Here is a 24,351-nt window from a genome sequence, read left to right on the forward strand (position 1 = left end):
ATCATCCCTCCTACATATTCATCATCATCATTGCGGGTGAACCAACCAGAACAACAACTACCATAAATATAACGACCATTGGAAATACCAACTTAGAAGACGCTTGTTCACCGCGAGTACGAGTGATCATCTTGCGTTTCTCCCATAATGTTCGTGATAAATCGCGCAGTGCCAACACAAAATCATTACCTCCACGTCTAAAATTCAACAAAACAGTCGTCGTGAAAATCGATACTTCTTGTAATGCACATCGTTTACTGAAGCTTTCAAATGCTTGTTGGAATGAGTACCCGCTATCCCAATCTCCAACCATCCGTATCAATTCTTTATACAGAGGATGATCCCGTTCTTCTTTCTTAACTTCAACGCAATGAGCAATCGCCTTCTGCACCGTTTCACCTGCTCCAACGAGTAATACAATTTTGTTCAATAGCTCCGGAAGTTCTAGCAATATATCTTGATCGCGAACTTGAACCTGTCTGTGAAGGTCTTTCACCATTGCCGCTGGCAAGAGAATGGCTAGACCAGCCCCTAGAATTAACCCTGTGTTATCTCCCATCCCTATCGACATAACACTACCCAAACCTAGCAACAGCCAGCTGTAGCACATCATCTCCCCTAAATAGAGCAGTGTCATTTCGCCACTATATCTCATGCCATGAATTTTCTGAATAGAGCGTTGAACTTTATAGAAGAAGAACGGAAACCTTGTCGTTATCCTCAATCTGTCTAGAATATATAACATTGGGTTCACCATCTTGCTTAGTCGTAACCCCTCCATAGGAATCTTCCTCAGTTTCTGATACTTCCCCCCACTAAGGTAGTTCAACACCAGCCAACTACTCACTAGCAAAATCAAGATCACAACGCATAAGATAATCAATACATCACCTCCCCCTACAATTTAATATTCATAATCTTCGTAATCCAGATCGTACAAGCTCCCAATACCGCTAATGAGAATGTCGTTATAATGAACCCAACACCGCTATACATTGGAAGCATATAGTCAGGCGATGATACATTCATGAAACATATCATGAAGATCGGAGCAACCAGAATCGCTTTGGATTCAAACTTTTTCTGAGCAATCATAACGGATATCTCCTGTTGGATATCTAGCTTCTCACCAATTATGTTAGATGTTCGGCGTACGACTTCGACCAGATCACCACCTGTTCTCTTACATGTTGTGAATACATCGGCAAAGTTCGTGATATCTTCCATAGATGCACGTCGACTGAAATCCTGTAATGCATCCTCAATCGGTTCGCCATATTCCATTCGAGCGCAAATAATGTTCAGTTCCATAATGAGATCATTCTCCGCGTCGGGATCCAGCATTCGTAGATCCGCAACTGCCTCCCTAAACCCATTCTCTACAGATCGACCAGCCGAAAGAGATGATGACAAGGAGAATAACGCTTGTTTGAAATGTAAGTTCATTGCAACACGACGACGATCCAGCATATGCTGTCTCCAAAAACCAGGAATAAACCATCCGCTACACGCTATCAACAGCGAGACAATCCATTGATGATAAAATAAATACCCAATACCATAAAATATGATGGCCCCGATCACAATACATAAGACTCGTTCCAACATACTTAGCTCATAACTACTGTAGTCAGGGAGTGTCGGTAGCATACCACTTCCTTGTTGATCTATTTCATTAGTGTCCCTAATGGTTCTCGACTTCGCCGTCGCCAACCTCATAGCTTGACCTCCTCACCTTCTTTCACAACGGCATCTTCAAGACCTGCCATACGTAGCTTATCAACATGATGTAAAGTGAACCCACAGGATTCTAGTTGCCCTATAATTCTTCCATCCTTCTCCCCCCTCTCCTTAAATTGAAAGAGCGGACTCAGTTGTACCTCTCCGTTCTCCATACCCAACACCTCACTAATTTCCGTCACTCTTCTTGAACGATCACGCAACCTAGATAGATGAACTAGAATATCTATGGCCGAGCTAATCTGCTGACGAACGACGAGAATCGGAAGATTAGCCCCACTGAGCACCATCGTCTCAAGACGACTAATCATATCTCTAGTGCTGTTTGCGTGACCGGTTGAGAGCGATCCATCATGCCCAGTGTTCATCGCCTGCAGCATGTCCAAAGCCTCGCTCCCTCGAACCTCCCCGATCACAATTCGATTCGGACGCATCCGTAAAGATGACCGAATCAGATCACGAATGGTGATTTCTCCCCTTCCTTCTGTATTGGCATTTCGAGTCTCAAGCGAAACCAAGTTAGGAACAGTTACTATCTGTAACTCTGCTGAGTCCTCGATCGTAATCACACGCTCATCTACCGGAATGAACTGGGATAAAGCGTTGAGAAACGTCGTCTTCCCCGATCCTGTCCCCCCACTGATGAATATGTTATATTTCCCTACGACCAACCTTTGGAGATAAACAGCCGTCTCCTCACTTAATGCACCACGTCTAACAAGATCATCCATCGTCATCGGCTTCTCTGGGAACTTCCGGATCGTCATCGTAGGACCTTTCAGAGCAATAGGCGGCAGGACTATGTTGACACGTGACCCGTCTTTCAATCTTGCGTCAACAATCGGAGATGATTCATTCACTACACGATTCACGCCCGCCACGATACTCTGAATAATATCCTCCAAACGATTCTGTGACTCGAATTGCTGTCCAGTCCGTCTGACTTCCCCCTCTTGTTCAATGAATATATCTTGATGACTATTGATCATAATCTCCGTGATGGACGGATTGTCCACTAAAGGCTGAAGAACATCCAATCCTCGGAATGAGTCATATATTCGCCGGACTAGTGTACGCTTCTCTAACGCGGTCAGATCCTGCAATTCCTTGTGTCCCAATACCGTCCGTTCGATATAGCTCATTAATTCAGCATCATCTACCGCTGATGTCACATCTAGACCTGAGCGTATAGTACTGCGCATGAGTTTGAAGATCTCTTCATCCATGGGATTGCCCTCCGCCCGTAGCAGGAACAAGATCTCCTACTAATTCTCTACATAGATTCAGAATATCTCTTTGAAATATTGGGGAACTCAATAGAATCTCCTCATGACTTACTTGCTTCCAAGAAGGGATGTATGGGAGAACTCCATCAATTTGTTCTACAATAGATGGGAGTGTATTCGCAAGATTTCCAACATAACGATTCACAATAAATTTACTTTTCAACATCATGTCACGATATAAAGTTGGGTTACTTCTCTCCATAAAAGATAGCCATTGTCCACTCTTATGCATACTGATCACATCATCAAGTAGAAGCCATACGAGACTTTCACAAGCTTCCATTACCGCCTCACATCGATCTCCTGCACCATTATCTGTATCCACAACCATGACATCATATTGACCGCTATCCGCAATCAACTTCATAAGTTGAAATACATCGCTCTTACTCATCTGGAGCCATTCCTTAATATTAATGAGCGGTTCGAACATATCTGCCTTGATCCCTTCGTGATGGACAACATAAGTTGGAATTGAAATACACGAATAATCTTTCGTTTCCTGTGCGGCCTTCAGTTCATACAGTAGACGTGAAAGACCGTTACCGCTCTCACCGCTCCTAATCTGCCTTGGAAACACAGCACTACTATTCATCGTCTCTAAGCTAAGATAGAACACGGACAATCCACTAGCCCCTAACTGCTTAGCTATATTCAGAGCTGTCGTTGTCTTGCCGCTTCCTCCAACGGCAGAAAGTATGCCAACCATCGTCGTCTGACCCAAGATTCGAGAGGATGCTATAACACCATTTCTTCGAGATAGATGTAGAACGGAATCTAGCAGTTGAGGGAGCGGTTGATATTTCGCAAGAACAGGTCCTTGCAACGAACTTTGTCCCATATCATCTAAAACGATCCATGTTACAGTCTGTTCACCTTGCTCCAACCAGGGCGCTAGAAATGCCATCTCTCCTACGATTACTTCCGGCCGTTCTCTGCCATTCATATACTTCATAAATTGATCCACCTCAGTAAAAGCAACAATCCTCATCTTATCGCCATATTCACTGCTGTGAACGTAGCGAAGCAGTGGCTCAATATATTCACTCTCCTGTACAGCCAACACTACTTTAGTAGGAATCATCATTCATTCTCCTTCCAATGAAACAAAAAAAAGCACCGTTCAACAAACGCAGTTACGCGGTTGTTAAACGGTGCTTCCGTTTACGATCGATTAATTTACAGTTAGAATATCACAGTTAGTTCCAGTCAGCAAGTATAAATTATTAAGATCCATAATCAGCCGATAATTCAATGATATTATGATCTATGTCTAGAATGAATATTTGAGCAAATCCAGCTACACTCTCAGGTCGAGCTTCATAATGAACTCCGTTCTTGTCTAACCAATCTATCGTCTTCTGGTAACTTTGGACCCACATGGAAAAATGTCCATCCGTCGTATCAATCCCCTGATCCCGTAATGTCTGACCCTTCGGATGTTCAAGAAGATGTAATTGTTGATCACCAACTGCATACCATACCCCGTTAGAGCTAAAAGGAGGACGTTCTATTTCACGAAATCGAAGGGTTTCTGAATAGAATTGTTTTGATTTCTCTAGATCTCTTACCGCCAAACTCACATGATGTATCCGAACGAACTCAATCATCATTACACACTCCTTATATAGGATTCATTTCTCGAGAATCAGCCTTTGGTTTGCACTCTTTACAAACACCTATCACGCTGCCCTCATCACTTGCGTAGAAAGTTAATTTACTCATTTTTTTGCAATAAGTACATTTCTGTAATTCTGGCTTACTATGCTTCTTCTGAAATTTAACGACATTTCCGCTCGATTTCTTAGTTCCCAACGCTTTGAACGCCAAGATCAATATAACAATACATACAACGATCACCAACAAGATGTATTTCACAAAATAACCTCTCCCCGCGGCTAATTCACACCTATTCTAACATTCTACCCTTTAATTCTGGTGTTGGTAACATACATTGATCCGCCTTACCAAACCAACGGTACCGATTTCTAGCTATATATTGATATACGCTATCTCTTATCATTCTAGGTACTATGATGCAACCATATGTAAGCGGCCATAGACCTCGTAATTGTCTAGCTATACGTAAAGCAGCAGTTGATTGTGTGAAATATCGATCGTCCTCAATTAGGACAAAACCACTCATAAAGTCTGCCGGCAATCCACTCTTGGAAAGCAATTTCTGACCCGTATCCGACTGTAAAGAAGCAAAGTGAAATCTCCCAGCAGGATCATGCCGAATAATAAACTTCGTAGCACCTTGGCACAAAAGGCATTCACCATCGATAAGCACAATTGAAGATGTGTCCGTATGATTCTTTTTCACAAACATCCCCCCGCACCCGATATAGAAAAAAGCGTAGGATGATTTCCCACGCTTCTTTTCTTTAGCAACCCAACTCTTACTTGACAATAGCTTTCTCAAGCCATTGATTATCGTCGACTTGTTGCTGTAACGTATCTCTGAAACTTTCCATACATTTGCAAATGAAATCTTTGCGACATACAGGACAAGGCGTCTTTTGCAGTCTTGTAATATTCGTCATCTTCCATACGGGATAACGATCATAAAACGTACGACACTCCGTTCCATCAGCCATGTAGAAGATGAATTCATACAATCCATCTTTCTCATTATTGCTTGCTTCTTTTACATTCGAAATGATCGGTCTGTAAGACATCATTATCACCCATTATATTAAATTTGCTAACACAATCTTATTCCGACACATCCAACAAGTACTTAGACATTCTAATTAATTTTCAACTTGATGTCAATTTATTATACCACTAATTCTCCCCATGAGTAGACAATAGTAGACAACCGAGAAGAATTAACTATATTTCCGTTCATGATTTGTTGACATACTGTATAATTCAGAGTGTTGAATATGTATCGGAATCATATCATTATTGTTAGGGGGGAAATGGATGAATATATACGATTACCAAGTGAATACAATCCGTGGCGAAGAGATTTCTCTATCCAAATATGAAGGTAAAGTGCTCTTAATCGTTAATACCGCAAGCAAATGCGGTTTTACTCCTCAATACACAGGACTACAGGCACTCTATGAGAAGTTCAAAGACGAAGATTTTGAGGTTTTAGGATTCCCTAGTAATCAATTTAATGAACAAGAACCAGGTAATAGCGACGATATTGAGCAGTTTTGTCAAATTAACTTCGGAGTCACCTTTCCTTTATTCGAGAAAATAGATGTAAAAGGGAAGACCGCCCACCCATTATTTCAACATTTATCAGATGAAGCCCCTGGCATTCTAGGTTTAAAAGCAGTCAAATGGAACTTCACCAAGTTTCTAGTCGATAGTGATGGTAAGGTTCTCGAACGCTTCGCTCCATCCACTGCACCAGATAAAATTGAAATTGTCATTGAAGATCTATTAAAGAATCATTGAACTATTCTCTGAAATATAGAAGGCCTCACCCGTAAAGATACGAGTGAGGCCTTCTATTGTCTAAATTATTTGTTTAGCATATTGAGAATGGCTTGCATCGATTCTGCACGAGTCAGTTGTCCTTGCGGAACGAACTGATCATTCCCACGACCATTGACTAATCCTAGTTCAAGTGCCGTCTTTATCGAAGCACTTGCCCACGAGCTTATACTTGCTTGGTCAGCTATTGGCTTAGTCTGAGATACATCTGATGTGTTACCTTTCTGCAGTTCATATGCACGAAGTAACATGACAGCCATCTCTTCTCTTGTAATGGTACGATTCGGCGCAAACTGCGTATCACTCATTCCATTAACAAGTCCTGCTTCATGCGCAGCCGCTACGTATGAAGCATACCATTGCCCAGCTGCTACATCTGCAAATTCGCTTGTTCCCTTCACCTCTAATCCCAATGCGCGAACCATAAAGGTAGCGAACTCTGCTCTTGTTACACTCTCACTAGGTGCAAAGTCTGTATCACTTACGCCTTTGGCGATCAACTTTGCAGCCATTTTCTTAATCGTGTCTGCAGCCCAGTGACTTGTTGGAACGTCACCAAAGGATTTATCAAATTCCAATACTGCATACTTACCAGAAGATTGAACTTCAGCACTGATATGGCCGTTTACAATTGTTCCACCCATATAAGTTAAAGTACCGTCATCTTCGATCTTGTAGATCCCCACTAGATCAAGATTCACATCTCCGTTTACCTTTAACGTTAGAGTTAGCGGTTCTGCAAATTTAGCTGGACTTACTTCTTTCCCATCTTTACCTACGATCGATAGGTTGAAGTCATAGATCTCACCCGCTGCTTGGATATTAGCGTGGTTGCTATTTATTGATTTATCAAGCATTGCTTGCTTCGATGAATCTGTAACGGCATCGAAGGATAATTTAATCTGTGCATCCTGTAGTTTCTCTGAAGATGCTAGCTTTTGTAATTGATTTAACACTTCCGGAGCAAGCTCAACCGTGATCTCATCACTCGTCAAGACGATGGATTGATCTTTGATGATATCCCCCGCATTCACTGGAAGTAGCACCGCTGTCTTACCTTTCTCAATTTCAACAGATACGACACCTTGCTTATTCACTTTCAAACTACTCCCACTTACAGTTTGTGTGTTCGGATCCGTCTTACCCGTTGTTGTTGGTGGATTGACTGGACCCGACGGACTACCTGGTCCCGGGGTTTCTGGCGTTTCAGGTTTTTCTGGATCAATCGTACCTACTTCATTCCAATGAATTGTGTACACTAATGTTGATTTACCGTCTGTTCCTATTACAGTAATCACTGTTTTCTCTTCTTTTGCCTGAACTTCTGTTGTCACTGTCGCTCCCGCTTGAGTTGCAGTAGCTTGCACAACCGTTTCAGGACTAAGTTTGGACTTGTATTTCAATACTCCTGGCGAGAATCCTTCAAGGGGCACACCATTTACTGTTATCGCAGATAGGGTTGCATCTGTCTCTGGTACTGCAATACGAGACATGGTTGTTCCGGCATCAAGAGCATAATAGATACTACCGTCGATACCAATGGACATATCATTCATGAATGTATCCACAATTATTTTGTAAGACAATGTCTCTGGATCGATAGCGATCAATTTGCGAGATAATGTCGTGTACAGCATACCATCAGGGGCCCATTGCAGGTCAAATGGTTTCCACTTACTAGTATTGTATACACTTGGTTGAATGACTTTACTTTTAACTATCTTTTTGGTTGTGACGTCCATGGCGAAGATCGTGCCATCTACTACACCCCACAATAGACCATCTGGTCCGAATGAAAGCTCACCGATCATCTTCGGTGTCTCATCAATACCAGGAATATCAAGTGCTATTTCGTCTATCTTCTTACCATTTTCTACGTCCCAAATAAAGAGTTTCGCTTCCGATTTGGTTGGAACAGAACCTAAACCACCCCATACCGTCGTACCTCCGTAGAGTAGCCCATCCTTATAAGCTAGACCAATAATAGCTTGATCTTCAACAACATCGTTGAACTGTGTCCATTTATCCTTCACTTCATCATAGATCGCTAATACCCCACCTAGAATACCATAGTCAGCAACAGTGCCGACGAACAGTTTATTATCCCCAGAAGTAAGGGCGAACGGTCTATCTTGATGGTGTTGAATACTATAAACCAATTCAGGATTAGCATTCAGTGATACAGGCTTCGTTGGATCAAAGCGATACATGATGGCAGCAACGTAAGTCCCGTAGTACACATAATCATTCAAAAATCCAATGCCTTCTGGTTGTGCGAATGAAGATATATTCGTATCGATTGTGTTAGTAAAGGGATTGTAAATACTCATTCCCCGTTGATAACCACCGAGATAAATTCTTCCATCCATTGGGCCTCTTTCAATAGCTTGAATTCTAACAGGCTGTGCTGATACTTCAAGTTCAATAAACGAAAGCCAGTTATCAGAAGGATCATATAAAATATACTCCCCAATTTGAGTTATCATAGCCAACACTGTTTTCCCTATCTTTTCTCCACTTTTCATCTTTATCCACTGCATATCTTTTACACGTGTTGTATCAGGAAGTGGCACGGGAAGGATGATCTCAGAAGATTTATTTGTACTGAAATCATATTTATAAAACTTTGTCCCATCCTTATAGTAGATCAGATTAGGATCTGCAGGGTCCGGCTCTGAGATCATATTACTATACTGGAATGTATGCTCAATCTCATAGGTATCCATGTTCATAACTACCATATTAATAGTACTAACTGAAACAAGCAGCTTGTTATTGACTACGAATACATCTGCAATAATTCCGCCTTTCGTGCCTGTATAGCCTGGGATGTTAATTTCTGTTTTCTCCCCAGTCACACGATCAACTTTAAACAAGTGTAGATTCGATCCTAAACCAGCGTAGATATACTTATCGTCTACTGCTATACCTCTAACATAATCTTCACCTTTCATAACGCTACCATAATCTCGGAATTGTTTGGTTGCAATATCATATTCGAATAATTTACCTTCTTTTTTATCAGCATACGTACCACCATATATTTTACCATCTGCAGTTGCTTCAAGATCCCATACCCATGAATCAGATGGGTTGGCTCCTAGCGATTCTATTTTCTTATCTACAGGTAAGTAGCGATACAATCTTGCATCTCCAGTCCCTGCAAAATAAACATTTTTGTCTGGTCCGATTGTCATGGCCCACAATGCTTCTGTATTTGGAATTTCCTCTGTAAACTTCATCTTACCTGTTTCTGCATCTAACACTGTGAATGTACCAGGCAACCCATTCGAATGGAAATATACCTCGTTCTCACCTAAAGCATTTTCTTGAATAGCTCCTGCTTGACCTAGGCTCACGCTAACCATTGGACCAAGATTAAATGGCGCATGATAGTTACGATCTAATGGTACTTCAGATGGCACTATATCGAATGAAACATCATCGAAATAGGCTTCAGTTATACTAATTCCTCCTGAATAAAAAGCAACTCTAGCGTAGGCTGTTCCTGCTGGGACTTTATTAGTAGATACCCGCATCTCGGTCCATTGATTGTTACCTAATGCTAATGCTCCAAACAATTCCTGCTTGAATCCAATCTGAGTATCTTTATCATTATAAAAGTAAATTTCGTAAACGATATTATGTGATTGCTTGACTACGTTTGCAAAAGCTTTAGCAATGTATGCCTCGCCTGGTATAACTGCGAACTTGTCGCTTAACACTCGTGAACCTGTCGCATCACTCTTATCTTGAAAATATAAGCTATTCTTTCCACTCTTAACTACTGAAGTACTTAATTCAATTGATCCCACAGGACCATCTTTAAGGCTCCAGCCTGGAATCGCACCAGCTATCAATGCCTCTTCAAATCCAGCATTCGGGATTTCGGCTGCAACATCTTCTGCAGGTGGAGTTACCACAGGTGATTTAGGTTCAATAATTATACTCGCATCATCCACATATAACTTTGTAAGGCTTGGAAAACCAGAATACAATCCTACTTTAATATAAGCTGTATTAGCCGGGATTTCACGAGTGATTTTTATGTCCTTCCATTGTCCCACAGGGATAGTATTGGCACCATATCCCTCAAAATCATTTATTTTTGCACTATTTCCTCCCGCATCGTAGTAATGAATGACAGGTTGGATTTGCGCAGTTTGATCTCCTGCAGCAACTTTATAAACATAAGTCTCGAATGTAACCATATCTCCTACTGACACTGAGATCGGATCACTTAGCATTCTAAAGTGACCATTAGGAGCTGTACCGTTTACTTTATCTTCGAAAAGTAAACTGTTATTCCCAGTTCTTGAGTACGCACTACTAAGTCCAATACTTCCGAATGCTTCAGTACTAGGATCTACAGCCCAACCTGGGATTTCCATACCAACCAAGTCCATCTCGAACCCTGGATTAACAAGTCCCGATGCCGGTTGTCCTGGATTTGGTTCTGGGTCTGGTATTACTGGCGTCGCTGGTCCAATCATCGATACATCATCGAAATAAGCATCCGTCAAACTTGGCTTACCTGAATAGAAACCGATTCTTGCATAAGATGCATTCACTGGAGCAGTAGAGACATTCACCATCTCATTCCAAGCATTCAGCTTCAGGATTTTATTAGAATTAAGTATCTGCTGCCGTGGTGTGATTTCTTTATCATTTGTATCGAAATATTGAACCTCATGAACAATACTTGCTGTTTGCTGTACGACATATACAGACGCTTGAACTGTATATTCACTTCCCGGTGTGACTGCTATATTATCACTTAACACGCGCAATCCCGGAGACAGAGGATCGCTGTCAGTATCGTGTAGATGTAGGCTATTGGAACCACCTTTTGCTTGTATAGAACTAAGTTCTATCAGTCCTACCGTTGCTGGGTCCTTACTCCAACCTGGAATTTCACCATTCACCGGACCCTCTTCAAACCCCGCATTCACAATCCCAACATTCACATCACCCGCCGCTGAAACCGCATACAAAGGAACCATACCAAATGCCATCGCGAGACTTATTGTGATGGATAGCAAACGTTTAGACAATTTCTTCTTCATTGGGTCACCTCTACTTTAAGTATTATTATTGATAGTACGGAGTAAACATCTTTTAGATAGCGCTTACAAAATAGATTTTATAAGTATTTGATATTATGAAAAGAGCGAAGAGCGGATGAGTCTCTCTCACCTCCTTGATGTGATTACATCCGCTTCCATTCACTTTAATCTAATCCCAACTCGGCTTTTCCTTCGATCAAACGCGCCTGTAACTCAGGAATAGGAACATCTGCTGTAGTACAATTATGCAATACTGCCAGTGCTGCTGCGGCACCTGCCGCTTGACCTATCGCCATACAGCTTGGCGTCAGACGTGTCGTTGCTTGAGCTTCATGCGTCGTTGAAATACATCTTCCAGCCAATAATAAATTCGTCGTATTCATTGGAACGATACTGCGATAAGGGATATCATATGCACCGCCTTCTCGAATGAAATTAGCGGTGACACCCTTACCTTCTGGATTATGAATATCAATCGGATAACCACTTCTAGCAATAACGTCATCGAATCTTTTGCCATCCAATACATCCGTGCCATTCAACACATATTTCCCAATAATCCGTCTTGCTTCCCTGATTCCAATCTGGGCACCTACAGCTGATACGCTAGCTTTCTCAAATCCCGGAATAGACTTCTGGAAAAATGCTTCTAGAAGGAGAACTTGCTTACGCCCTTCAATCTCTGCCTTCGTCAGGTCCTCAATCTTCGTTGGATCTAGACCTGACACTCGGGATACGTTCACAAGAACCTCATCCTCATTTGGTCCGCTAAAAAACAGAAGACCATCGCGTTGAATAGGGAGATCAGCTTCTTTCCATTGACTATAAAAGCCCATAACCCCTGTAAGAGGGATAATATCAAGATCTGAAATCAACGATTTCTCATAAAATTCTGAAGGGTTATTCTGCATGTAGTCCTTGACCTTGTTCAGATCGACGCCCCTCATGCGAAATTTCATCGTCATCGGTTGTACTTTTCCGTCGATATTACCCTTCTCCCAAGGATCCCCAGCCATATAAGCGATATCTCCATCCCCGGTTGCATCGATATACACCTTTGCTTTGAGCTCCGAAACACCACCTTTATTGTACAAAGTTACGCCACTTATACGCTCATCCTTCGTTTGGACATCTATAGCTGCTGTATGAAGTAGAATCTCAACCCCCGCTTCCTCGAGCATGTCACAAGCCAATACTTTATACACCTCGGGATGATAAGGCGTCAGAGTATGAGTGAATCCGACGGTATCTCTTAAGTGACCTGGCGATGCGTCAAGAGCCATTAAACGATCTATAATTTCCTGGGCAATGCCTTTGATAACTTGCTCACCCACTGCCGAATGAAAGGTCATCCATGGATATACCATCGCTGTAGTTGACATGCCGCCAAGAAATCCGTATCGCTCCACAATGATCGTCTCGGCTCCGTTTCTCGCCGCACTAATGGCAGCCGTAATGCCCGCTGGACCACCACCGAGAACTGCTACATCATATTCCTTCTGTAAATTAGACATCTGTTCGTTTCATTCCTCTCAATATGGGAGCGCTCCCACTATAGTCCAAAAAGCGGACAATTTCATCTTCTTGTCCGTACTTTTTAGCTTTCCTGCTGTGAAGTCGTTCCGCGAATGATCAACTCATTATCAATGATCATATCCTTGGATTCATTCTCATCAAGATCGCCGCGAAAAATGTCCAGCAATAATCCCACCGCTTCTTTTCCAAGCCTGATCTTATCTTGTCGTACGGTTGTTAACGGCGGAGATGAGTACGCTGCCGCTTGAATGTCATCATAACCTATGACCGAAATATCCTGAGGAACTCGATAACCCTGTTCGAAGAGCGATTCCAACGCACCAAATGCCATCAGATCATTGGCTGCAAACACAGCATCGAATGATACATTCCTCTCTAACAGAAGCTTCGTCTGTTGGCGTGCTTCTTCCTGATCCGCGCTACCATGGATAACTAGAGTTGGGTCATGCTCTATTCCCGCTTCTAGCAATGCTTGAGTATACCCAGCAAATCGCTCATTCTCATGATAAGTACCTATAAGACCTTGGATGTATACGATTCGGCGTCTGCCACATTGTAGCAAATGACTTGTTGCCTTGTACGCCCCTTGACGATAATTCGAGGTCACACACGCAATCGGTAATGAATCATAGTTCCTTTTCCCAATTAGAACAAAGGGTATCTGCTGTTCTCGGTAATACATCAAATACTCCTGCTGGATATGCTCACCCATAATGATGAGTCCATCCACTTTCCGCATCGTAGCGACCTTCTTCCAATAATCCTGGTCCGATTCACTACGGTTAGCCAATAAGAGCAGATCATAGGCATTGGCAATGGTGTCTGCTTGAATACCTTGAAGTGCCTCATAGAAAATATGATGGCTCAAGAAATCCGGTTTCGGTCCAAACACCATAACCCCGATATTCCCTGTCTTACCACCGGCCAGACTTCTTGCTTGCGAATGTGGAACATAGCCGGTCTGTTCAATAATCTCCAAAACTCTCTCGCGCACTTTCGGTTTAACTCCCGGTAAGCTATTAATTACACGAGATACAGTCCCTCTTGATACTCCTGCTAAACCTGCAATCGATTCTAATGTATGCTTCATTTTCATCACCTATTGTGGGAGCGCTCCCATATATGTTATATTTTTATTATCATGCATCAGTGCTTTTATGTCAATAGAAAACAAGAAAACGCTCTCATTATAGGAGGTCTGTATATTTAATGACAATCCAACAAACAGTAGTACGTAATATTGTAAATCGAACAGAATTAGAAGCCGTCTATGATATTCTGGGAAATGCGTTCGATGTTGGAAGAGACTTTTTTCAAATCCGGTTAGACCAAGATTCAGCCTATGACATGGCTACTACCTGGATTGCTACGCAACAAAATACGATCACTTCTACCGTCCAATTGTTCCCAGTTATTAGTCGAGTTGATCATGCAGCCGTAAAAATTGGAGGATTAGGTAGCGTAGCGACTGTTCCCGAGTACCAAGGACAGGGACAATGTCGACAAATTCTGCACAATCTTACACAATGGATGGAACAGGAAGAGTACGATCTTTCCTTACTATACGCTGTCATTACCCCATTTTATGAAAAACATGGTTGGAATGTTGTTCCCGAACCTTTGTACAAATTAAATACCACATCCGTCACGGCTAGTAACGATACACATATCGAGATCGTTCCATTCGATTCGTCTTATTGCGATGCTATATCCGATATTTATGAACAGTTTAATGCTTCTAGAACGTATACAGCGATTAGATCTGAGGCTGTTTGGAAGGATCAACTTCATTGGCCTAGATGGAAAGCTGCTGCAAGCTTATTGGCTATACGAGATGGAGTCGTTGTTGCCTACGGACTTATATCCGAGACAAAGGCTGACGGAATTGCTCATCTGGAGGAGTTATGCTATCTCGAAGGTGAGGAAAGTTCAGTCATCCCTTTATTTCACGCTTTGGTCCAACAACGTCCGGATGCAATCTCCGTTCAGGCAAACCTTCCAGACGATCACGCTCTGGTCGAAGCATTCACCAATTGGAGTGCCGAGAAGGATACGATGAATTACGCGATGTGGAAAGTGATCCGATTTCAGCCCTTACTTGCTAAACTGACCTCTACTTTTCAAAAAAGGCTGAATATTAGTCCAAAGTATGCTCAGGAAAGTCTACATTTATATTTAGAGTGTGCAGGACAAAAGGCATATTTTCATTACTTAAGTGAAGATGTCTCTATCGAGTCTGATGCACGAACGGGGCTTGAGTATACTGCCATCAAGTTAAGCCAAGAGGAGTTTATAACTTTGCTATTCCAAGGATATAGTGACGCTTCCAAGGAAGCATCACTATATCATGTGCTCGAGGTTCTATTTCCGAAACAAAACTCCGTCTTCTATAATACAGATAAGTTTTAGATGCCTATATTTAGGCTCATATTTAAAAGCCTACTCTAATGAGCAGGCTTGTTCTATTCCGTCATTCTTATTTTCATTTCGCTGTTATTGCTACTGCCGCTTTAACCTTATCTGGGTTAATGGGACTTGAACCCTCTCACTTTAACAAGTAAAAACCCTTACAGTGTAAGGGTTACGAAAAATTCTAATCATAATGCGGTCGAAGGGATTTGAACCCTCACACCCAATGGGCACTACCACCTCAAGGTAGCGTGTCTGCCGTTCCACCACGACCGCGCATAATATTTTTGCAACACATTATGTATATTACATGGATAACACTTAAAAGTAAAGAGCATATTATTAGCTTACAGTAATATCCACACACACTCCAATAGCATTGACAACAATAGTTGTTAGGAATATAGTTGTTATAACAACTATATTAAAAGGAAGTGTTTACCCTGTTTAGATTCCCCTCCCCCGAACAGTCCATCGGATTCAAATACGCACATATTTTTCGTAAGATTAGCACTTTATTCGCTAATAAGCTTAGAGCCTATGACATCACCCCTGAACAGTGGGCCGTCCTATATCAAGTATGCCTTGAGGAAGGAACTAACCAAAAGGAAATTGCACTCCGTACGGATAAAGATCAGCCTACGGTGACGCGTATCTTAGATGTTCTAGATAAAAAGAAGCTCATAATACGACAAATAAACCCTACTGATCGCAGGGCATTCTTGATCTGTTCAACTGATTCAGCTAAGACACTCATCTTAGATACACTTCCTCTAGAGTTAGGGCTGAATGACAAATTGATATCTGGAATCACAGATGAACAGCTACTATCTTTACAACAGATCATGGAACAAATCCAACATAATATCGATCAATTACATCAAGGTTAGGAGTCTTCAAAAAAAATGAAAACCAAACAAGTCAAACTCTGGACAAGAGAATTCATCATGCTTACTGTATGTAACTTATTACTATTTCTGAATTTACAGATGATCTTATCACCGCTACCTTCTTATGTTAAAGATCATTTCCATGCGAGTGATCTAACCGTTAGTCTGTTCACGACTCTCTTTGCTCTAGCTGCTATCGCTTCGCGACTATTCTCCGCCAAGGCATTAGAAAAAGGAAAAAGAAACACCATCCTTTTCACAGGACTTATTCTCATAACATTGGCTACTTTCGGATATTTATGGAGTGGAACGGTAGCCATGCTACTACTTATGCGTATTCTATTTGGAATTGGCTTCGGAATGGGAAGTACGACCCTTCCGACGATGGCCACCGGGGTCATTCCAAACAGACGATTAGGAGAAGGTTTGGGTTATTTCGGGTTATCCACTAGTATTGCGCTATCTCTGGGACCCGTAATCGGAAGCACCATATTAGGGCAAAGTGGATTTCCTACGTTAGTATATGTCACTTTGGCAACAGCACTATTGATTTTCCCATTGATCTATCCCATCACCAAAAAAGTGAAACCTCCTGTTGTAGCCCCTAAGGAACTTTCATCAACACCCAACAAGACGGGCTTCAATAGAAAACTGATCCTCCCGAGTATTCTTAATATGCTCATGTCGATCACCTATGGCGGTTTATTGAGCTTTTTAATTTTATTTGGAAAAGAAGTTCATCTTGCAAATGCATCATTATTTTTCTTATTTAATGTTATTTCAGTTATTATCGTCCGTCCGATATCAGGTAAACTCTATGACCGCAAAGGTCATATTGTACTGCTCATTCCAGCGGCGTTGTTTCTAATTATCGGGCTCATCCTACTTTCTTACTCAACCTCTACCGTTTCTCTTGCAGTAGCAGCATTATTCTATGGCGTTGGTTTCGGTACAGCACAACCTACAATTCAGACTTGGATGATTCAATCGGTCACACCACAGCAGCAAGGTATGGCCAATAGCATGTATTTCAATTCGCTTGATCTTGGGGTAGCTGTCGGAGCACTGTCTCTAGGTCAAATTGCTTCCCACTCAAGTTATGCTGTTATGTACCGGTATTCATCTATGTTCCTTGTGTTATTCATTGTGCTTTATGCCATCTATATGGTGAAGGGATTCAAGCGTGGTTCTCACTTGGGTAAAATCACGTAAAGGAGAAATGAATTAGGCGTCAAAAAACCACTCCCTATTCAGAATCTAATATTCTGAATAGGGAGTGGTTTTAACATCCGTAGAAGCCTAATCATAATGCGGTCGAAGGGATTTGAACCCTCACACCCAATGGGCACTACCACCTCAAGGTAGCGTGTCTGCCGTTCCACCACGACCGCAAATCATAAAAGTGAAAATGGTGAGCCATGAAGGATTCGAACCTTCGACACCCTGATTAAAAGTCAGGTGCTCTACCAACTGAGCTAATGGCTCTCGGTGACTACACAATGCTGTGTGCCATTCTTGAAGACTGAATTCCTTCATAATAAATGGTGACCCGTAGGGGACTCGAACCCCTGTTACCTCCGTGAAAGGGAGGTGTCTTAACCACTTGACCAACGGGCCATAATACATCACTTCTTGTGACAACAAAAATGATTATAACAAAATTACAATTACATGACAAGCTTTTTTTCTTAGATTCTTATCTCACATTTCGAGTGGCATAGTGAGCGTATCGCATCTTCTACCTTCTAATGGAAGCCACGGACACTATTCTAACAAAAAAAGGAACCTTGATAGGTCCCTTTGTCAATTCATATATGATTGGCTAAAAAAATATGGCGGAGAGAGTGGGATTCGAACCCACGCACCGCTTACGCAGTCTAACCCCTTAGCAGAGGGTCCCCTTATAGCCACTTGGGTATCTCTCCAAAAAATAATGGCTCCCCGAACAGGACTCGAACCTGTGACAACTCGATTAACAGTCGAGTGCTCTACCAACTGAGCTATCAGGGAACATCAATCTAGACTTACAATCATTAATATATCATTCCGAATGATTTCAGTCAAGATGGAGTCATCGAAGATAGGCTCAGATCGCCTCGACATTTACCACATCGGTAACGCTTAGGGTCTACTTTTCTTTTACGGAGATACTCCATTTCACATCGTGTACATGTCAGCTTATATCGATAAGGGAGAGGCTTTCTAGCCTTCGCTCCAGGAAGTGCCTGACAGAACCTACTCCCCCCAACTTGTTGCAACAATTGTTTAAACTCCGGATCACGATGTCGGTACCCTCTTCCTCTCAGATGGAGATGATAGTGGCATAATTCATGCTTGATAATTTTTTCCACCTCTTCATTTCCAAAGTTATCGAGTTGATGGGGATTAATCTCTATGTTATGCCCCTTGAGGAAATATCGCCCTCCCGTAGTCTTTAACCGCCCATTGAACACAGCTTGATGCAAGAACGGCACTCCGAAGCAACGGTGTGAAATATCCTCCACCCATACCTGTAATTCCTCATTGGTCATCATTTCTGTCATAGTTCTCCAACGATTCCTTCCTACTATATGCTAGGCATTCGCCCATTCCCTTATCAGGGACATGACTTGATACTTGAATTTTAACTTCGCTATAGGCTACACTGTCAAGTATACTGATACAAGCATCGTTCATTCAATACATAAAGATATATAGGGGGATTCTAACACACTATGGCAAAGATGAGATACGTCATTTTACAACTACAACATGAACTTCAATTTGTGGAAATGCCTGCAGACTACGCTTATCAACTAAGTGCACTTAATCTGCGTCTTAATAAAGAGATCGCCAAACTGACCGCTGCAAATATTCCTACACTACCGCTAGCTGTCGCTGAGTGCGACGCTCTTGATCTTTTGCAAGAACAGTATACGATTCAAGGTGGACTGGATTACATCAATGAATTGGAGAAATCCTTTGCAACCATTGATGAAAAGAGTTATCCACTCATATCACTGCTTACCGAGATTCGTGCTCTTCAAGCTCAACTAGAACAATGGTATGAAGAAGAGATGGAGTAGTTTTAATGTATACCTGCACACTCTGGGCTACTCCTCCATATGCTAACGGTACATATGGAATGCAAGAGGAGGAGATACCCTTGCCACAGTGGCTGTGCAATCAATTAATGCGCGCTTTCAACAAAAGAGACCGACGGCAGATAAAACTACTCAATGAATGTTGGTTTGTCTACCGTAACTCTCCAGGTAACCGCGGTAATACATCTTCATAAGTTTCATTAGATCATCATTTTAGCCCCAAGCTTCGCCCCCCTAAGGGAGGACGAAGCTTGGGGCTATTGTATGCTAGGATCAAATTATTGATCCTTATGTGGGTTCTTCATCGTAAGTCCGACGCGCCCTTTTTTCTCATCTATATTCAGTACCCATACCGTCACATTATCACCAACAGAAACAACATCCATAGGATGTTTAACATATCCATTACTTAGCTGTGAAATGTGTACTAAGCCATCATTCTTAATTCCGATATCCACAAAGGCTCCGAAATCGATCACATTACGAACGGTTCCCTGCATCTCCATCCCCGGTGTTAAGTCTTCCATCTTCAATACATCGGTACGAAAGATAGGAAGTGGAAGCTCCTCACGAGGATCACGCCCCGGTCGTTGTAAGCTTTCTATAATGTCTCGCAGCGTAGGTACACCAACATCAAGTATGGTCGCTAATCCCTCAACATCCTGCTGTTCCAGCAGTTGGCTGAACTCTTGGCTTCCAAGCTTCTCTAACTCCATATTCAATTCACGAAACAATTTATCTACAACGGGATAGGATTCCGGATGAATGGGAGTACGATCAAGAATATGCTCCCCTTCTGAAATTCTCATAAACCCAATACATTGCTCATACGTTTTTGCACCTAGACGCGGGACTTTTTTCAACTGCTTGCGCGTAATGAATTTCCCGTTCTCTTCACGATACTTCACGATATTTTTAGCCGTAGTAGCATTTACGCCAGCTACGTAGGACAATAGCGATGGCGAGGCTGTGTTCACATCTACCCCTACATGGTTAACCGCTGACTCCACGACTACCTTAAGACTCTCTTCCAAGTGCTTCGGACTAACGTCATGCTGGTACTGCCCTACACCAATGGCCTTTGGATCGATCTTAACTAGCTCTGCTAAGGGATCCTGAATACGGCGAGCAATGGATACGGCGCTACGTTCAGATACGTCCAAATCAGGGAATTCTTCTTGCGCAAGCTTCGATGCAGAGTACACACTGGCACCCGCTTCATTAACAATAAGATAGGCCAACTCCTGATCTTTCAGATCACTGATGACTTCAGCAACGAACTGTTCTGTCTCTCTAGATGCGGTTCCGTTCCCAACAACAATCAATTGAATCTTATACTTCGTAATCAACTCGCGGAATTTCTCTGCTGCTTCCCTCACCTTATTATGCGGAGGAGTTGGATAGGTAACAGCCACTTCGAGCAGTTTGCCTGTGTCATCCACCACGGCCAGCTTACAGCCTGTCCGGAAGGCTGGATCTACACCCAATACACAGCGTCCTTTCACTGGCGCTTGTAGCAGCAAGCTACGCAAGTTACCGGAGAAGATAGATATCGCTTGACTATCCCCCTTCTCCGTCAATTCAGCACGTATCTCCCGCTCAATAGAAGGGGAAATTAGCCGCTTATACGAATCTTCAATAACAGATTCCAATATCTTCTTGACGCAAGAATCCCCTTTAATAACTTGGGAACCTATGAATGTGTGAATGGATTCAGCTGGCACTTCAAGGCCTACTTTAAGCACATTCTCTTTTTCACCACGATTGATAGCCAGAATACGGTGTGGTGGCATTTTCTTTGCAAGTTCTTTGTAACTGTAATAGTTCTCATATACCGACTCTTGCTCCGAATCCTTCGCTTCTGACACCAACAGTCCATGATCCATACTATATCGACGTACCCAAGCACGGATAGTGGCTTCATCTGCTATATTCTCAGCTAGAATATCCATAGCACCTTGGATCGCATCTTCAGGCGTCTCTACGCCTTTATCCACATCTACATATTTTGTTGCTTCTGTATCCAAATTTCCTTGCTTCGGCTGATCCCATATCCATATCGCCAAAGGCTCCAAACCTTTTTCCTTCGCCATACTAGCCCGAGTTTTGCGCTTTTGTCGATATGGACGGTACAGATCCTCCACTTCCTGCAATTTACTAGCTTGTTCAATAGCCGCCTTTAATTCAACGGTTAGTTTATCTTGTTCATGTATAATTCGTATGACTTCTCGCTTACGCTCTTCCAAGTTCCGCAAGTAACCCACACGCTCTTCGATATCTCGTAGTTGAGTCTCATCTAGTTCACCCGTCATCTCTTTACGGTAACGCGCAATGAAGGGAATTGTATTTCCTTCATCCAGTAGTCCCACCGTTGTGCGGACTTGCTTCAATGAGATATTTAATTCCTTAGCAGCTTGCTTAACGATCCGCTCTTGCTGTTCTGCTTTTATCGCTTCATCTTTTACCTCTACAACAACATCATGTTCTGACAATGGTATCCCTCTTTCTAAATACGGTATGTATCATATTATCACAAACTTTCGCTCATATTTCCAGTAAACCGATCCTACACAGCAATAATTGAACTCCACACACTACCTTGCTATCACTTACAAGTAGTCAACGTTAGTTAAAAAAAGGACATGTCCATCAGTTATAAACTGAACATGTCCTAACACATCATTAGATTCTTTCGAATCGGAAAAACTCACTATGATAATCTCCTGGCTGTGATCCAACCGGAATTCCTGCATACATAAGAGCGTCTCCGCCAAAAGTCTCGTCTCCTCCGAGCAGTCGATAATCTGCATGGAGGTCCAAGCCCTTCAATTTCAATCGATTCAAAGGTGCGTTCGATTCTGATAACACTCGGAAATAGAATACAGCCACTTCACTTCCATCTGGCGATACGAACATCCATGCTGTCTCATTTCCCTCGAACGGACTAAGCAAACGGTGGAAGTCACCAAATTGGACCAATCCACGAATTTCTTTATACAGTGATATCTGCTGCTTGACAGCTTCTTTCTCTTCATCAGTAAACTTCGTTAGATCCAGCTCATAGCCGAAATTACCAGACATGGCCACAAGAGCGCGCATCTCTAGTGGTGTCGTACGACCGACTTGATGGTTAGGGACATCCGAAATATGGGATCCTATAGAACTAATAGGATATACAAGACTGGTTCCGTATTGAATTCTTAGGCGAGCCACAGCATCCGTGTTATCGCTTGTCCATGTTTGCGGCATATAATACAGCATTCCTGGATCAAATCGACCTCCACCGCCCGAACAGCTCTCAAACAAGATGTCTGGGAATGATGACGTAATACGTTCCATTACATCATATAAGCCCAGCATATAACGATGTGCCGTCTCTTGCTGTCTTTCCGGAGGTAACAACGCAGAACCTATCTCTGTCATATTACGATTCATGTCCCACTTCACGTAAGTAATTGGAGCACTCTTGAGAATTTCACTTATCATTTGTACCATTTCATCTTGAACATCTTGACGTGAGAAGTCGAGTACAAGCTGCTGTCTTGCTTCTGTACGACGACGATCCGGTACATGCAGACACCAATCCGGATGATTACGATATAAATCGCTATCAGGAGATACCATCTCTGGCTCGAACCAGAGTCCAAAGCGCATTCCTTGATTGGTTACTCTGCTCACTAAATCTTCAAGACCATTGGGAAGCTTATTCTTGTCTACAACCCAATCTCCAAGAGATGAGTTATCGCTATCCCTGTGACCGAACCAACCATCATCGAGTACGAATAGTTCAATTCCAAGATCCTGACCCGCTTTGGCGATATCCTCAATTTTATCAGCATTGAACTGAAAATAAGTTGCTTCCCAATTATTCACAAGTATAGGTCGCTCTGCATCACGATACTTACCACGAGCAAGACGTTCCCGATACAAGTTATGATACTTACGTGACATCCCACCTAATCCTTCAGCAGAATATACCATAACTACTTCAGGTGTCTGAAAGGATTGTCCCGATTCTAATGTCCAACCAAATTCAAAAGGATTAATCCCTATTGAAAAACGTGTTGTCCGAAATTGATCCACTTCAGCCTGTGCAATAAAACTACCGCTATATACTAGACTGAAGCCGAATACTTCACCTTGATCTTCATCACTACCTGGCGATAATAACGCTGCAAATGGGTTCTGCTGATGACTACTAGAACCTCTGCGACTTTCCACGCTTTGCATACCACTAGCCAATGGACGGCGTACAATATCTCTTTCTCTACTCCATGCACCCGATAATTGTAGCCATTCATAGTCTGCATGAGGAAAGTCAACACTAGCGCTAAGCGCACGTAGTAATTCCACAGATTCCTTACTCTCATTCACAATAACCATGGAGCGAGTAATAGCATCATAATGTTCAAAGACTGTATACTGCAGTTCAATAAGAAGACCGGAACCCTTATCTTCAAGTTCAATAATTAAAGTCTGTGCTTCATGTTCTTCCTCAACGTACGTAGCTGGTAGTCCAGTTAGACCAGGCTTCCCTTGCTCTAGACGATGTGTTCGATATATAAATTCAGTTACCGTCGAGCCATTGCTAAGACGGCATTGTAATAATGGGTGTCGGAAGTCACTGCTTCCATACACAGGCAATTCTTGAGGCAGTGTATCAAATGAAATCGTTCGATCCTCCGGAATTGGGTTCGGACTAAATGACGCCCGCTCCTGCCTAACGAGTAACCAACTTAAATCTCCTGTACGTAATTTCTTCCCATAATAAAGATGCGCCAAATGCCCCGAAGGTAATACTTGGAACACATAACTTGTACTCACCGTTTGCAGATGAAATAATTGCTTATCTTGATCAATAAATACGCCCATTGTATCCTATGCC

Annotated in this window: 20 protein-coding genes and 6 tRNA genes; 6 read left to right on the top strand and 20 right to left on the bottom strand. The window is 42.3% G+C overall.

Annotation, left to right across the window (positions count from 1 at the left end; genetic code table 11):
• Positions 1-10 precede the first annotated feature (10 nt).
• From AC1TO9_RS12345 to AC1TO9_RS12380, 8 genes are all read right to left on the bottom strand, one after another.
• A complete protein-coding gene (locus tag AC1TO9_RS12345) occupies positions 11-883 on the bottom strand; it encodes a type II secretion system F family protein (protein ID WP_482059303.1) in 873 nt (290 codons plus the stop codon).
• A 14-nt stretch (positions 884-897) separates the two neighbouring features.
• Complete coding sequence (locus AC1TO9_RS12350) at positions 898-1,719, bottom strand: type II secretion system F family protein (protein ID WP_482055343.1); 822 nt, start codon at positions 1,717-1,719, stop codon at positions 898-900.
• A complete protein-coding gene (locus AC1TO9_RS12355; protein WP_482055342.1) occupies positions 1,716-2,966 on the bottom strand; it encodes a TadA family conjugal transfer-associated ATPase in 1,251 nt (416 codons plus the stop codon). The genes AC1TO9_RS12350 and AC1TO9_RS12355 overlap by 4 nt, the downstream gene beginning before the upstream one ends.
• Positions 2,959-4,113 (bottom strand): P-loop NTPase family protein, encoded by a 1,155-nt coding sequence (locus AC1TO9_RS12360; protein WP_482055341.1) that lies wholly within the window; start codon positions 4,111-4,113, stop codon positions 2,959-2,961. The genes AC1TO9_RS12355 and AC1TO9_RS12360 overlap by 8 nt, the downstream gene beginning before the upstream one ends.
• A gap of 139 nt (positions 4,114-4,252) precedes the next feature.
• On the bottom strand, positions 4,253-4,636 hold the full coding sequence (locus AC1TO9_RS12365) for a VOC family protein (protein ID WP_482059343.1): 384 nt from the start codon (positions 4,634-4,636) through the stop codon (positions 4,253-4,255).
• A 13-nt stretch (positions 4,637-4,649) separates the two neighbouring features.
• A complete protein-coding gene (locus AC1TO9_RS12370; RefSeq protein ID WP_482059304.1) occupies positions 4,650-4,904 on the bottom strand; it encodes a hypothetical protein in 255 nt (84 codons plus the stop codon).
• Between the two features lie 31 nt (positions 4,905-4,935).
• Complete coding sequence (locus AC1TO9_RS12375) at positions 4,936-5,352, bottom strand: thiol-disulfide oxidoreductase DCC family protein (RefSeq protein WP_482059305.1); 417 nt, start codon at positions 5,350-5,352, stop codon at positions 4,936-4,938.
• Between the two features lie 76 nt (positions 5,353-5,428).
• Positions 5,429-5,707 (bottom strand): hypothetical protein, encoded by a 279-nt coding sequence (locus AC1TO9_RS12380; protein ID WP_482055659.1) that lies wholly within the window; start codon positions 5,705-5,707, stop codon positions 5,429-5,431.
• Positions 5,708-5,957: 250 nt separating this feature from the next.
• On the opposite strand from AC1TO9_RS12380, the gene AC1TO9_RS12385 reads away from it, so the two are divergent.
• On the top strand, positions 5,958-6,443 hold the full coding sequence (locus AC1TO9_RS12385) for a glutathione peroxidase (RefSeq protein ID WP_482055339.1): 486 nt from the start codon (positions 5,958-5,960) through the stop codon (positions 6,441-6,443).
• Between the two features lie 65 nt (positions 6,444-6,508).
• Here AC1TO9_RS12385 and AC1TO9_RS12390 read toward each other — a convergent pair whose 3' ends face one another.
• From AC1TO9_RS12390 to AC1TO9_RS12400, 3 genes are all read right to left on the bottom strand, one after another.
• Positions 6,509-11,548, bottom strand: a complete 5,040-nt coding sequence (locus AC1TO9_RS12390) for an S-layer homology domain-containing protein (RefSeq protein WP_482059306.1) — start codon at positions 11,546-11,548, stop codon at positions 6,509-6,511.
• Between the two features lie 164 nt (positions 11,549-11,712).
• Positions 11,713-13,062, bottom strand: a complete 1,350-nt coding sequence (locus AC1TO9_RS12395) for an FAD-dependent oxidoreductase (RefSeq protein ID WP_482059307.1) — start codon at positions 13,060-13,062, stop codon at positions 11,713-11,715.
• A gap of 83 nt (positions 13,063-13,145) precedes the next feature.
• Positions 13,146-14,174: a LacI family DNA-binding transcriptional regulator gene (locus tag AC1TO9_RS12400; protein WP_482055336.1), complete on the bottom strand. Its 1,029-nt coding sequence runs from the start codon at positions 14,172-14,174 to the stop codon at positions 13,146-13,148.
• A 119-nt stretch (positions 14,175-14,293) separates the two neighbouring features.
• Between AC1TO9_RS12400 and AC1TO9_RS12405 the strand changes: the two genes are divergently transcribed.
• Entirely contained in the window at positions 14,294-15,493 is a 1,200-nt protein-coding gene (locus AC1TO9_RS12405) for a GNAT family N-acetyltransferase (protein WP_482059308.1), read from the top strand.
• 194 nt (positions 15,494-15,687) lie between these two features.
• Here the strand turns inward: AC1TO9_RS12405 and AC1TO9_RS12410 are convergent.
• Positions 15,688-15,769, bottom strand: a tRNA-Leu gene (locus tag AC1TO9_RS12410).
• A gap of 158 nt (positions 15,770-15,927) precedes the next feature.
• On the opposite strand from AC1TO9_RS12410, the gene AC1TO9_RS12415 reads away from it, so the two are divergent.
• Positions 15,928-16,383, top strand: coding sequence for a MarR family winged helix-turn-helix transcriptional regulator (locus tag AC1TO9_RS12415; RefSeq protein WP_482055334.1), 456 nt, complete (start codon positions 15,928-15,930; stop codon positions 16,381-16,383).
• A gap of 15 nt (positions 16,384-16,398) precedes the next feature.
• Complete coding sequence (locus tag AC1TO9_RS12420) at positions 16,399-17,595, top strand: MFS transporter (protein WP_482059309.1); 1,197 nt, start codon at positions 16,399-16,401, stop codon at positions 17,593-17,595.
• Positions 17,596-17,692: 97 nt separating this feature from the next.
• Here the strand turns inward: AC1TO9_RS12420 and AC1TO9_RS12425 are convergent.
• From AC1TO9_RS12425 to AC1TO9_RS12450, 6 genes are all read right to left on the bottom strand, one after another.
• Positions 17,693-17,774, bottom strand: a tRNA-Leu gene (locus tag AC1TO9_RS12425).
• Positions 17,775-17,792: 18 nt separating this feature from the next.
• Positions 17,793-17,868: transfer RNA gene (locus AC1TO9_RS12430), tRNA-Lys, on the bottom strand.
• 57 nt (positions 17,869-17,925) lie between these two features.
• Positions 17,926-18,000: transfer RNA gene (locus AC1TO9_RS12435), tRNA-Glu, on the bottom strand.
• A gap of 216 nt (positions 18,001-18,216) precedes the next feature.
• A tRNA-Ser gene (locus AC1TO9_RS12440) sits at positions 18,217-18,308 on the bottom strand.
• A gap of 9 nt (positions 18,309-18,317) precedes the next feature.
• Positions 18,318-18,393: transfer RNA gene (locus AC1TO9_RS12445), tRNA-Asn, on the bottom strand.
• A 50-nt stretch (positions 18,394-18,443) separates the two neighbouring features.
• Positions 18,444-18,914 carry a SprT family protein gene (locus AC1TO9_RS12450; protein ID WP_482055658.1) on the bottom strand — a complete coding sequence of 157 codons (471 nt, stop codon included), beginning with the start codon at positions 18,912-18,914 and terminating at the stop codon, positions 18,444-18,446.
• A 183-nt stretch (positions 18,915-19,097) separates the two neighbouring features.
• Between AC1TO9_RS12450 and AC1TO9_RS12455 the strand changes: the two genes are divergently transcribed.
• Positions 19,098-19,448, top strand: a complete 351-nt coding sequence (locus AC1TO9_RS12455) for a hydrolase/acyltransferase (RefSeq protein ID WP_482055332.1) — start codon at positions 19,098-19,100, stop codon at positions 19,446-19,448.
• An 80-nt stretch (positions 19,449-19,528) separates the two neighbouring features.
• On the top strand, positions 19,529-19,660 hold the full coding sequence (gene cmpA, locus AC1TO9_RS12460; protein ID WP_482055657.1) for a cortex morphogenetic protein CmpA: 132 nt from the start codon (positions 19,529-19,531) through the stop codon (positions 19,658-19,660).
• An 84-nt stretch (positions 19,661-19,744) separates the two neighbouring features.
• Here the strand turns inward: cmpA and AC1TO9_RS12465 are convergent, their stop codons facing one another.
• Positions 19,745-21,958 (bottom strand): Tex family protein, encoded by a 2,214-nt coding sequence (locus AC1TO9_RS12465; protein WP_482055331.1) that lies wholly within the window; start codon positions 21,956-21,958, stop codon positions 19,745-19,747.
• 190 nt (positions 21,959-22,148) lie between these two features.
• Positions 22,149-24,338: an alpha-galactosidase gene (locus AC1TO9_RS12470; RefSeq protein ID WP_482059310.1), complete on the bottom strand. Its 2,190-nt coding sequence runs from the start codon at positions 24,336-24,338 to the stop codon at positions 22,149-22,151.
• Between the last annotated feature and the right edge of the window lie 13 nt (positions 24,339-24,351).

Source organism: Paenibacillus sp. Y916 (genome assembly GCF_056786435.1).